Here is a 12556-nt window from a genome sequence, read left to right on the forward strand (position 1 = left end):
AAAATTTACAGTAAAAAAACAACACATTATTCAAATTATATATTAACACCTAATGGAGTGCATTAACAGATGAAAATAAAAAGGAGTACTTATAATGTAAAAAACAGTTGCGAAATTAATTTCGCAACTGTTTAATAATTTGACAATTTTTGTCTTATAAATTTTGTTAATGATTGAGGACGACGACAGAGGATAATATTTGAAGATGTCCAAGAAAGATTAATAGCCTAAATGTTTTCCAGATAAACAACCAAGTTGTCTTTGTTTTCTAATCCTAATTTTTTTCTTAACCTATGTCTTCCAATTTCTACTGAATTAGCAGAGATATTATTAATATTTGCTATTTCTTTAGAGCTAAGTTTGAGCTTAACCTGTACGGCCAACTTTATATCTTTATCAGTTAAATTAGGATGTTTTTCTTTAATTCTAAATAAAAAATCACTTTGTAGGGTCTCTACGTTGGCGTGAAATTGCTGAATATCTTCATTTAAGTCAAATTTAAAAGTGTACTCTTTTATAAGCGTATTGATGTCTTGCTTAAGTAAGCTTAAATCGGTAAATTTTAAATTTTTTAAAGATTTTGCTAGGTCCTTATAAATGTTAGTTCTTTGAGAAATGAACAAAGCTAGATTTGTAAGTTCCTTCGTTCGAAAATCTAGTTTGCGTTCTAAATTCTCCTGTAATAGAAATTGTGATTTTAGTTTTTCCTTAGAAAGTTTATGATTTTGTAGATAAATAGCTTTTTTCTTTTTTATATTATTCCACAACGAAGCTATTACTAGAATTGCTATGATTGCCAATAATATAGAACCAATCAACAAGGATTTTCTTTTCTGTGATTCCAATTGACGTTGTTGCTCTAATAACTTGATTTCAGATTCGCGTCGTTCAGCCTCATATAGAATTCGCATTTCAGCCAACTTTTCACTTTTATTGCTTGAGAAAACTTCAGAGTTCCCATTAGTATATTTCATATAAAAATTGAAAGCCTCCTTATAGTTATTTAATGCTAAATAATAATCAGACATAATTTTATCATTCTCTAAAAGCAGTTCCTTTTTATTACCCAATGCTTTAATAATAGTCCTAGATTCTTCTAACAATGAGTAGCATTCTTCATAAATTTTAAGCTTTAAATACACTACTGCAAGTTCATGAAGAATATAAACCTTTTTGTAGTCATATTTAATTTCACTCTCAAGATCCAGAGCAGACTCTAAGAATTTTTTGGCCAAATTGAGTTCATTAATTTTGCGATAGCAAATGCCCATATTTTTCATGGTTTCTGCGATTCTGTCCTTATTTTTAGAATCTTTTATGAGTTTTAAAGATTTTTTAAAAAAAAATAATGCCAAATTATAATCGCCTTTGCCATCATGAATTATGCCGATACTGTTATAACTGTATGCAATTCGCTGCTTGTCGCCTATTTTTTCATGTATGATTAAAGCCTGGGTATGATATTCTAATGCTTTTTCAAAATACCCAATGTCATAATATAACCAGCCAAGTGTACGTAGAGTAAAGGCAAGATCATAATCGTTTCCAATTACTTTTCGTATTTCTAAGGATTGTAGCCCGTATTGTAAAGCTTTATCATAGATATTATTAAACAAATAACTCTGACACAAATTTATTAGTGCTAACCCTTCTTGGTCTTTATTTTTCAACTCACTTGATAAACGTAAAGCTTCCGAGCCATATTTCATAGTTTTATTAGGATCAATGACCCAATATATCTCGGCAATTCTATTTAATAATGACAGTTTTTTTTCTCCTATAGATTTTGGCAATATTGTTAACAAACTGTCTAGTTCAACCTGTGAATCACTTGGGTTTTCATCCCATATATTTTTCTGAGATTTGGCTGTAAAACAGACAAATATAAAACTAATAAGTAGGAGATGAGGGAGTTTTTTCATTGCAAGAAAGTTTTAAAAATAGAGTTATACTCTTTATTATATTGCTTCTAAAGCTTCAAATATCATCATTATTTATGTGTTTAAGTTCAATTGTGTGGACTTAAGATAAGATGAAAACCCAATGTTTACTATTATGTTCATTGATATTATTGTAGTTATATTTTAGAAGTAGTTCATTTCCTGATGTTTTGTCGAGTAATAATGCGGGTAAATTTTGTAGAATTTGGTAAAGCGAACCATTGATTTTAAATCTTTTGCGATTATAAAAACAAAACAGTAGGATATATTTGCTACATTGATTTGAATACGAGCAGCATTTTTTGTTGTTCTTCAAAAGGTATTGACTTTTTTACTTAGTTAAATGTCTAATTTTATTAAATTAACTTATGGTATTTTTAAGATTTTGACCATGCTTTCAGCAATTAAAAACAAGAATTTATCTAATTTTTAATTGCTGAAAAGGCTATATTCTATTTTGTAGCGGTGTTAGAATGATCACTTGCTAATTATATTACTAGTTTAGTAGTAGTAGGTGATATTTCTTTTAGGCAGTTTTGCTAGAATTAGACTTAATTATAAATTGTTTTGCAATTTTACGTCTGTGCTTTCAAAAATTTTATCAGCTGATGAAGCGATAAAACCTTGATATAATTCTCCATTTGGCATTGGGTATCGAAGTGCAAATTCGTAATAGCAAGATGGGATTTGCATTGCACCTTCATCAAAGTTCACGCTATGCAGATCAGCAAGTGTGCTTGACTGTTCTAATAACTGCGCTGGTGTACCTTTGATTTTTCCTCCAGAGGAGTTTAGTTTCCATCCACTATTTTCTAGAAAAGTATTCAAATCCTCTAAACTATTAAAACCTTTTAAGGCATTTGTGTTAATCGTGAAGTGGTTTGCACGAAAGCCATATACATACATCCAAGCAGCGTATTCTGACTCTTCCAAAAGCAAATTGTAAACAGCTAGGGATTTGGTTTTCCATATAGCGCCACTTAATACTAATTCTGGATTATTGAATGTTTCTGCATCACAACTATCTAAAATTTCCTTGACAGTTGCCTGTAATTTCGAAGAACATTTCTCTAATTCTAATTCTGAGATAAAAATTTTTGGAGCATTTTTATCAGTTGAATGCTCATAATGCTTTGCAAATAACTTTTTTGATTCAAAAATATATTCTCCTTTCTCTTCATAACCAACTTCTAGAAAAAGCTTTTCCAATTCATCTATATTAACTCGCTTATCATTAAATGTGCGAATAGCAATATGGTCATTTTTTATTTCTTCTCCTTTTTCCTCTAATAAATCATGAATTTTTTTAGCGGACGGGGTGATTTCGGCGTATTGCTCCCACAGTTTTGAAAGTAGTTGACTCTTGTTCATTTTTAACAGAATTAATATGTTATATCGACACAAATGTAGTATGATTTGTGTCACAATGGCAACGATATAATATCATTATTAATAATTAGACATTTCTTGTCTTTTTTTATGTAGATTTGACATTTAAAAAAATAAATACCGCTAAGTAGTTGTCAAAATAACAACTTGGGGAAAAAATAATTGTAGGATGACAAATACAAAACACAGTGATAGTACGGATTATTTAGATCAAGAGATTGTTAAAAAGCTCGATGAAAATGGTAGAATTCCCTTTTCTGAGATTGCAAAGGAATTAAATATTTCAAATTCCCTAGTTCATTTACGTGTTCGTAAAATGCAAGAATCTGGAATAATCGCTGGATTTTCTGTTAAATTAAATGCGAAGCAAAGTGGTTTCGAAACCATCACTTACACAGGAATCACCGCCAAAGAAGCACACTTCTCGTATTCAATTGCCGAACAGTTAAAATTAATTCCAGAGGTTGTAGAATGCCATTGGGTTTCGGGTAAATATGCGCTCTTTATAAAAATTGTAGCAAAAAATAATGATGAGCTTCGAAAAATTTTATACGAAAGAATTCATCAAATTGAAGGCGTGGGCGGAACAGACTCTTTCTTTTCATTCGGATCCGCCTTTGAAAAAAATCTGCCTTTGAAATAAGAGGGTTTGTTTTCGAATGAAGGTGTCATTTTGGTATTAAAGTGAGCTATGTATTTAGTTAAAGCTGTTGCAATTCAAAGTTTCGACAATGGATAAATCATCATTAAACTGAACAAAACTCGCTGGAAAACCTCGTTTTATTTTTCCAATTTTATTTTCCATATTTATAGCTGCTGCAACTCGAGAAGTAGCCATTTTTATGGCTTCATCCGCAGATACATTTAGGTATTTGTAAGCATTTTGTACCGCTTCATCCATCGAGATACTCGCTCCTGCAAGATTGCCTTCTTCATTACGATAGAATCCATTTTCAAGATGAGCGTCAAAATTTTCCCATTTGAAATTTGCAACTTTACGTCCTAAAAATGCAGCGTCACTAATCAAAAAAAACTTTTCTTTCTTTAATTCATAAGCTATTCTTGCCGCCGCATAATCACAGTGAGCACCGTCCAAAATAACTGGAGCATACACAGATTCGTTTGCAAAAGTTGCTCCTACTAATCCCGGTTCGCGATGACCAAATTGCGTCATAGCGTTGAATAAGTGCGTAACGAGTTTTATTCCTTTCGAAAAGTAGTATTGCGCTTGCTCATAAGTCATGGTCGAATGTCCCGCTGAAATCACAATTCCGCTTTCTAAAAGGATATTTAATTGATCTTCAGTAAAACATTCCGGAGCAATGGTTATTACTTTTATAACGTCTTTTCCATAACGGATAATCTCTTCTAGTTCAGAATTCGTTGGAGTTCGAACTTGATTCAAGCTATGCGCACCACGTTTTAAAGGGTTCAAAAAAGGTCCTTCTAAATGCATTCCTAATACTCCGTTTTTATGTTTTTCCTTATAATTGCGGATCGCTTCAATTCCTTGAAGTATGGTTTCATTCGAAGAAGAAATTAAACAAGGCAGAGTATGAGTCGTTCCATATTTCAAACTTGAATCATGAATGTCTTGAATGGTTTCCTCATTTGGATATTGACTAAAATAGAATTGCTCACCACCATTAATTTGAATGTCGATAAAACCTGCAGCGATATGTTTTCCTTTTAAATCAATTTGTGGAATATCATTTGGAATTTCTTTTTGAACACTGATAATAATATCGTTTTCTATGATAACAACGCCGTTGTGGATTATCTCCTCTCCAGTATGTACTATGGCGTTAATAATTGCTTGTTTCATTTTATTCTGTTTTATAAAGAATTACTCTCATCAATGGAGCAACAGCGGTTATTATTCTGTTACTGCTACAAAGGTAAACATCCATTTCACCGGATTTTGCCAATTCATTCCTTTAAATGAGCCAACCGGTAATTTTACATTAACTGTATTCCATCCTTTTTTTAAAGGAATCAATGTTGGTTTCCTAAATTCATAGCCTTCATCAATTAGCGGTATTTCTAAATTACCTTTTTGCGCAGGACGTTTCCAAAGTGGTGTAGGGATCAACTGATTATTTACCCAGATGGAGCTATTCAAATTATTCCAAGTGCCAGCATTTGGTGAATCGGTATTCATCGAACGCGATAAGTTATTAAAGCCTATCCAAAAATCTTGTTCTTTATCTTCATCACTCCAAATTTTTGTTTGAGCGTACCATGTTGTATTTTCTTTTGGCTCCTCAATAATTCCGGAAATTAATGGCGCCCACCAATGTCTCATTACTAGAGTTCCTCCAGTAGCTTTGTACGTTGGTTTTTCTTTGGATGCATTGAATTTTACATTTTCAGGTGAAAAAGTTTTAGTTAAATCACCTTTGTTATCAAAAGGGCCATAAATGTTCCACGCTAAATCAGCTTGCTTCACATAAGGAAAATCTAAGCCTTTAAAGTATTGTTTTTTTTGGTCTAATAGTCGGTTTTCAAACTCCGCAAAAGCAGTAGCTCTTTCGGTTTCTGGTTCGCCAATAGTTGCTGTCCAACCAGCAGAGCCGCCACCTCGCCAGCTGCGTTCTGCAAAAGCTAGCATTCCAGGATAAACAGGATTCATTTTCATAACATCATCACCGTTTTCTAGCGCTCTATCATTCCATACACAAACAATTCCCCCCAAAGCATTTTCATTCCCTTCAGTTAAATTGCATATTTGGCGGTTAAAAATGGTAACTACACTTTCTAAAGGGTCCATGTGGTTTAAGTACAAATGTCGAGAATCAATATATTTAATATTTTTGTTTTTACTAACTTTTGTTGCTCCTTCCATCCATAATTGGCGAATTACGCCATCAGTAAAATTACCACCTGGCTCCCAGCCAATCACTTTTTTTCCTAAACTTTCAGTTAGTGCAATAACTTCGGGTAGGAATTTCTGATTGGTAATTTTTACTTCGTCCGCTCCCAAATGCAAATAAGGAAAATCGTAAGTACTGCAAAATTCCTTAATTATGTTTTTTACAATTGCTAAACCCTCGTCGCTTTGCATATCTACTCCCATGGCTCTTTTGAATGCTGCACTGTGACCCGGCATGTCAATTTCAGGAACTAAGGTGATGTAACGTTCTTTGCAATACGCAATCAGTTCTTTCAAATCGTTTTCCGTATAATATTCGCCTTTATCACGCAGCATATATTCGGGATCTGTTAATTGTGGGTATAATTTACTTTGCAAGCGCCAAGCGATATCTTCAGTAGGATGGAAATGAAAAATATTCATTTTGTAAGCTGCCATTACATCAATCTGTTGTTTTAGAAGTTTCATAGATTGGTAATTTCTTCCTACATCTACCATAAAACCACGCCATGCAAATGCAGGCCAATCGGTAATTTCAGTAGCATCGACCGCTACATTATCCCGCATTAATTGCAATAAAGTTTGAATTCCGTTATGAATTCCATTAGGAGTATTAGCCGTTAGTGTAATTCTATCAGTACTAGTTTTTAAATTGTAGGCCTCCGCAGCATTTAAAGGAGCATTTACATTTCCTAATTGAAGCGTGATATAGTTTTCTTTGTTAGGTTTTTTGTTCGTTATTTCGGCGCTTAAACCTTTTTGCTTCATTGCTTTTTGCAATACCAATGCTTCTTTTTGTAAAGTTGCATTTTCGACAAAAATGGTATTGGTAGCCGTTAAAGGGTAATAGCCATTATTCCAAGTTAGTTGTTGTGGTTTTGGAAGTAAAGCCGCTTTGGTTTCTAAATCATATACATAAGGATAAACAATACGTTTCCATAACAAATAACCTTCGCCATTAACATGTAATCCGTCATTCGTTAGCTGTTTTGCCATTTTTCCATTCTCATCAGAGAACGCTGAGTATAGGTCAATAAAAGTATAATTGTAATCTTTGGCATTCTGCTTAAGACTAGCATTTAGTGATCTTATTTGTTCTCCTTTACCAGTGTGGCCATCAAATTTTTTATAGACTTCATTTACAGGCAAAATGCTTTGGATGTATAGTTTTGTCGAAGGGATTTCTTGTTTCAGGAATCGAGCAATTTGAACAATGTTTTTAAAAATACTATCGGTCGATGTATTACGCGCCAAGTCATTAACTCCGATTAATAGAAAAACTTTCTTTGGTTTTCGCAGACTTATTTCATCTAAACGATTGAGTACTCCCGTAGTAAAATCACCACTAATTCCGCGATTTTTTATTTGGTTATCCGCAAATAACTCGCTCCATTCTGCACCATCAGTAATACTATTTCCTAAAAAAATAATATCATCTTTGGTTTTTGGTAGGGTTTTGAAATGGCTAAGTCTCTGATGATAGTAAGTTGAAAATAGATCGTCAGGGAATGTGGTTTTTTTAAGCTGAGCAGTCGCACTTCCGGCAATGAAGAACAGCAAGAAAATTAGGATATAATAGAGCCAGCTCTTTTTTTTAGAATAACGCATGACTAGTAGTGTTAGTAGTGGTTTTTTTAAGTTTTTTGGTTTGGGATAAAAATTAAAACCCTCTAGGAATACTGAATTCATAGAGGGTTAATAATTTTTATTTATTATTTGATTTTCTTTTTTTGGAGGCTTTCTTAAATTTGTCCTTTCCGTCTGTTAACCATTTCAAAGAAAAGCTTACAAACTCATTTTTAGTATGCTCATCTTTTTCGAAAAATACCGCTAGATCTCCATTTTTTAATACAGTAAGAGAAGAATATGCCGAGCTTCCAGCATAAATAGTTTTTCCTTCTGACCATGTCTTCCCTTCGTCATAACTGATACGAACGTTCAAATTCATACGCCCTTTTTCCATTTTTGCATTCGAGAAAATGATTCTGTCTTTATTATATCCATCCGCTTTTGCCGTATATCTGATAATACTACCGTTACAACTAGGATCTATAAGTGCAGGTTCTGCCTTACTTGTCCATGATTTTCCTTGATCTGCTGAAGTATGAACATAACGCATTTTTCCACCGTTAACTCTTGAATTAACCATCCAAGATCCGTCCGCTAATTCGATAATTTTAGATTCATCAGCTGGTTTTATTGGAGTATCAATAAAGTACCACGTTTTTCCATGATCGTCACTTCCAAAGATGAATAAACCTTTACTTAGATTAACTAAAGTATGTAAAAGTTTACCGTCTCTAGTTTGAATTCCACGACCTGAAGTGATGAATTTAAAGTCTTTATGCCATTCTGGTTTTGCAATTTGTTTTGTAATATCTTCTGGTTTACTCCAAGTTTTTCCGTTGTCCTTACTTTTTACTACGTGTAAATAATAAATGTCTCTTTCTTTTTCATAATCCATGTAATTATAAAAAAGAATAATTTCTTTAGTATCTCTATCTACAATCATCGAAGGATCTGAAGCTGATAGTCCCAAAGGAAAATTAACTACGGTTTCAATTCCAGACCACGTTTTACCATTGTCAGCACTTCGTCTCACAACAATATTAATATCACCGCTTCGGTTTAAATCTCCGCAATTAGGAACACGCTCATCAATAGCAGCGATAAGGTCACCGTTTGGAGCTGTGACAATAGCTGGAATTCGGAAGCAGTTCACTCCTTGAACCATTGACGTATTAAATAAATCCTGATGTGAGATTACGCCATCTGCAATTTGGTACTTCTCATTTTGTGCCGAAAGCCCTATAGCGGTGATCAATAGTAACGATGTGAAAATTTTTCTCATAATAAAATTAGTTTAATGTTAGTGTGTGTTGTTTGTTTAGTAGGGAAATTAAATTAATCTCCAATCCTAATTTTCGATTCAACTATCCCTAAAAATGGTAGCTGTATTTATAGTTATTTATCTAAATGCTCCTTCAATATTTCTAAGCAGTACCATTCTTGTCTTGGCAAATGAAATGGACCTTTAAACATATTCCCTTTTGCAGTTTGTGCAATAGTCCCGTCTTTATGAAGGTACCCAAACCACTCTCCGTTTTCCTTATCGTGAAATTTACTGTATGCATAATCATGAACTAACTTGTGCCATTCTGCATATTTTTCATCACCCGTCATAGTATAAGCTAGAAGTGTTGCAATAATCACTTCATTGTGTGGCCACCAGAATTTCATGTCTTGCCAATACTCTTGCACCGGTTTGTTATACACATCACGGAAATACAAAATTCCGCCATGCTCTTTGTCCCAACCGCGTTCCCACATATAATCCAGCATTTTACAACCTAACGCAATTAATCGAGGATCATTATTTCTATATTTAGCTTCATGCAGAATAAACCAAGCACCTTCTATGGCGTGTCCTGGATTCAAAGTACGGCCGTCAATATGGTCAATGATTGAACCATCTGGCGCCACTTGTTCCATTACACATTTGATATCGTCTTTTACAAAATAGGTTTCAATTTCGTTTATCCATATATCAATCCATTCGTCGCAACGCGGATCACCAATTGTTTCTCGTAATTGCTGAGCTGTGTTCATCATAATCATTGGTACTCCAATTCCCTTTGAAGGACGGGTCGATGTAAATTTAGGCGCTAACAATCCAGGAGTTGTAGAGTATTCGATACACTTCCCAAATAAATAACGTGCTTTTTCAGCAGCAACTTCATCGCCACTTGCTTTTGCATAAGATGCCATCGCGATAACTGCAAATGTTTCGGAGAAATAATAACGACGTTTGCGTATCGGCTGTCCATCACGTGTTACATGAAAAAACATCTGACCATCGGTGTCAAAGCAATGCTTGTTTAAAAAATCAATTCCCGACTTGGCGCCGTCTAACCATTCCTTTTTAGGCTCTACCGTATTGTAAAGCGTGGATAAAAGCCAAGAAGCGCGACCTTGTATCCAAACCGCTTTATCATCATCAATTAGACTTCCGTCTTGATCTCGCATTAATAAATAACCGCCAAATTCGGTATCTATCGAGCGTGGAAACCAAAATGGAACCGTGTCATTTAATAATTGATTTTGGTAAAAATCTTTTAAATCCTGTAGATCTGTAGTCGAATAATTCATCTCTTAAAAGTATTATAGTTAGGTTTTTCATCACCTACCTGCTTATTGTACTTATTTTATATTGTTGTAGCATCCTTTGGAGTACTTTTTATTTCTATTTTATTTCTATCTTAAAAGTAGAACATGGTAAACCGGCTTCATTTACTAAATTTGCCCTCGTAAATGGATCCCAAGCGTAATAAACTGACTTTATATTTTCTCCTTTTGGAATAGTGATAAAAATTTGATTGTTTTTGGCTGTGGCCAAAGTTTTAATGTGTTTTCCTTTAACAGTCACCAATTCAAAGCCAATAATCTCTTTTTTTTCTGCTGCCATTATTTTTTTTGAAAAAGTAAAAGAAATCACTATTTGATCCTTATTTTTTATTGCATTCAAAGGGTAAGGTCCATTAGCGATAACTGATTTTCCGTAAGTGTTTTTTAAGGCTAAAAGTGCCAATCTATCTCCAATTTCTTTCTTTCGAATAGGATGCACATCAGTCGAGTCTCCATAATCCAGACTCACGGCCATACCGCTGTTAGGAATTATTTTTTGCATTCTATTTTGGGCGTCTCTAAAAGCAGGCCATGTTGGTCGATCCAAGCTAGATAATTGCACATAATAAAACGGGAAGTTTGTATTCCAGGCTTTGCGCCAACTTTCTACCATCGTAGGTAAAAGGTGTTCATACAATTCTATGTTGTGCGCATTGCTTTCGCCTTGATACCATAGCACTCCTTTTATTGGAAATTTAGTAAAGTGTTTTACTCCCGCTTCAAAATTATATGCCGGATCATAAGGATGACGTTGTTTTGGATTGCTGGCATTATTGAAATTCATGTTGGCTCGTTCTCGTACCCAAGGCATGATAAAATCAGATTTGCGCCAGTTGGTTAATACATCAACGACTTTATCATCATGTTCTAAAGTTTTTCGGTCAATCCAAGATTCTATTGGAGATCCACCTACAGCGACTTGTATCAGTCCTATTGGTACATTTTCTTCGAAAGCGATTTTTTTTCCAAAGTAATAGGCAATTGCCGAAAAGTCTTTTGCATTTGTAGCATCACAAGCAGTCCATTCGCCAGAAAAGAATTCTAATCGATTTGTTTTTGCCAATGTGATGGAGTCCCAGATTGTATTGTCTGTTTGTCTTAAATCCTTAAAATTGAATAAACGAATTGCGGCATTAGGAAGTGCTTTTTTGATTTCTTCATTTCCGTTTTCAGATTGTTGCAGTTGAAAAACCATATTCGATTGCCCAGAAAAAAACCAAACGTCGCCAATTAGAATGTTTTTTAAGACAATGTTTTTTTGATTGCTTTTAATATTCAGTTCATACGGCCCACCATGGGACTGAGCAGGAAAAATGATTTCCCATTGTCCGTAATTATTTGTAATTGCTGATTTTTTTTGTCCTTTAAAAGAAACTTCAACTACCTCACCACCATTAGCAGTTCCATAAATGGAAATAGCTTGGTTTCTTTGCAAAACCATATTATCTGTAAAAACAGTAGCTAGTTTTAAGCTGCCAAAATCTTGAGTGATATTTTGATACACGGTCTTCGCCAAAATAGATGCTCCCTCTTTTGTAGGATGTAATGCATCTGGAAAAAGATCAGGACGTGAATACAAATTTTCATGTAAGTCAATCAAGCCAACTTGATTCGCTTTCGCAATATTAGTAATATGCGATTGAATTTGCCAATACCAATCTCTTGTCCCCGATTTAAAACGGGAATGATCATTGAAAATAGGCGTCATTCTACAGATGTATAATTTAACAGCTGGATTTTGTTTTTTAAAACTGTCTATCAACCAGGAATAATCGGCGTCAAATTCCTCTTTGTAGTTGGGCCAATTTCTAGGATCAGTATCATTCAGTCCTAAATGAATGATGGCAATATCCGGATTGAATGCAATAGCATCTTTAAATTCCTTTGTTTTGTAATAGGGTTTGTGACCTTTTTTTAAAAGTGTAGCGCCACTATTTCCAAAATTCTTAACGTCATATTTTTCTCCCATCATCGACTGAAGTTGTGATGGATAGGATTCTGAACCAGCATTTCCTAGTAAATATCCGGCAGTTACGGAATCACCAATACAAGCTACTTTTGTAGCCGCTTTCTGTGCAATTATCAGCTGCCCAAAGCAGAGGAAAATTAGACATGAAAATACAAACTGATTTGCTTTAAATCGTTTCATAGTATGGGTGTAAGCTCTTTT

The 12556-nt window shown here is 34.1% G+C and carries 8 protein-coding genes; 1 reads left to right on the forward strand and 7 read right to left on the reverse strand.

What is annotated here, in order from left to right; genetic code table 11:
- Positions 1–227: 227 nt before the first annotated feature.
- Together FQU23_RS05040 and FQU23_RS05045 are read right to left on the reverse strand one after the other, a co-directional pair.
- Positions 228–1922 carry a tetratricopeptide repeat protein gene (locus FQU23_RS05040; RefSeq protein WP_147672861.1) on the reverse strand — a complete coding sequence of 565 codons (1695 nt, stop codon included), beginning with the start codon at positions 1920–1922 and terminating at the stop codon, positions 228–230.
- Between the two features lie 573 nt (positions 1923–2495).
- The gene (locus FQU23_RS05045) at positions 2496–3311 is read right to left on the reverse strand and encodes a DUF1338 domain-containing protein (protein WP_147672863.1); all 816 of its coding nucleotides are present in this window, start codon (positions 3309–3311) and stop codon (positions 2496–2498) included.
- 187 nt (positions 3312–3498) lie between these two features.
- Here FQU23_RS05045 and FQU23_RS05050 point away from each other — a divergent pair, with 187 nt between their 5' ends.
- Positions 3499–3972, forward strand: a complete 474-nt coding sequence (locus FQU23_RS05050; protein ID WP_147672864.1) for an Lrp/AsnC family transcriptional regulator — start codon at positions 3499–3501, stop codon at positions 3970–3972.
- A gap of 54 nt (positions 3973–4026) precedes the next feature.
- On the opposite strand, the gene nagA is transcribed toward FQU23_RS05050, so the two are convergent.
- From nagA to FQU23_RS05075, 5 genes are all read right to left on the reverse strand, one after another.
- The gene (gene nagA, locus FQU23_RS05055; RefSeq protein ID WP_147672865.1) at positions 4027–5154 is read right to left on the reverse strand and encodes an N-acetylglucosamine-6-phosphate deacetylase; all 1128 of its coding nucleotides are present in this window, start codon (positions 5152–5154) and stop codon (positions 4027–4029) included.
- A 51-nt stretch (positions 5155–5205) separates the two neighbouring features.
- Positions 5206–7890 carry a family 20 glycosylhydrolase gene (locus FQU23_RS05060; protein ID WP_209282315.1) on the reverse strand — a complete coding sequence of 895 codons (2685 nt, stop codon included), beginning with the start codon at positions 7888–7890 and terminating at the stop codon, positions 5206–5208.
- 16 nt (positions 7891–7906) lie between these two features.
- A complete protein-coding gene (locus tag FQU23_RS05065; protein WP_147672866.1) occupies positions 7907–9052 on the reverse strand; it encodes a sialidase family protein in 1146 nt (381 codons plus the stop codon).
- 113 nt (positions 9053–9165) lie between these two features.
- Positions 9166–10350: an AGE family epimerase/isomerase gene (locus FQU23_RS05070; RefSeq protein WP_147672867.1), complete on the reverse strand. Its 1185-nt coding sequence runs from the start codon at positions 10348–10350 to the stop codon at positions 9166–9168.
- Positions 10351–10444: 94 nt separating this feature from the next.
- Positions 10445–12535 (reverse strand): GDSL-type esterase/lipase family protein, encoded by a 2091-nt coding sequence (locus FQU23_RS05075; RefSeq protein WP_147672868.1) that lies wholly within the window; start codon positions 12533–12535, stop codon positions 10445–10447.
- Positions 12536–12556 lie beyond the last annotated feature (21 nt).

It is taken from the genome of Flavobacterium sp. XN-5 (assembly GCF_008033395.2).
In the GTDB taxonomy this organism is placed as follows: domain Bacteria; phylum Bacteroidota; class Bacteroidia; order Flavobacteriales; family Flavobacteriaceae; genus Flavobacterium; species Flavobacterium hiemivividum.

Excerpts from the sequence above, each read along its gene's own strand:
- FQU23_RS05040 (WP_147672861.1), bottom strand. The coding sequence starts at position 1,922 with ATGAAAAAACTCCCTCATCTCCTACTTATTAGTTTTATATTTGTCTGT.
- FQU23_RS05045 (WP_147672863.1), bottom strand. The coding sequence starts at position 3,311 with ATGAACAAGAGTCAACTACTTTCAAAACTGTGGGAGCAATACGCCGAA.
- FQU23_RS05050 (WP_147672864.1), top strand. The coding sequence starts at position 3,499 with ATGACAAATACAAAACACAGTGATAGTACGGATTATTTAGATCAAGAG.
- nagA (WP_147672865.1), bottom strand. The coding sequence starts at position 5,154 with ATGAAACAAGCAATTATTAACGCCATAGTACATACTGGAGAGGAGATA.
- FQU23_RS05060 (WP_209282315.1), bottom strand. The coding sequence starts at position 7,890 with ATGAATTCAGTATTCCTAGAGGGTTTTAATTTTTATCCCAAACCAAAA.
- FQU23_RS05065 (WP_147672866.1), bottom strand. The coding sequence starts at position 9,052 with ATGAGAAAAATTTTCACATCGTTACTATTGATCACCGCTATAGGGCTT.
- FQU23_RS05070 (WP_147672867.1), bottom strand. The coding sequence starts at position 10,350 with ATGAATTATTCGACTACAGATCTACAGGATTTAAAAGATTTTTACCAA.
- FQU23_RS05075 (WP_147672868.1), bottom strand. The coding sequence starts at position 12,535 with ATGAAACGATTTAAAGCAAATCAGTTTGTATTTTCATGTCTAATTTTC.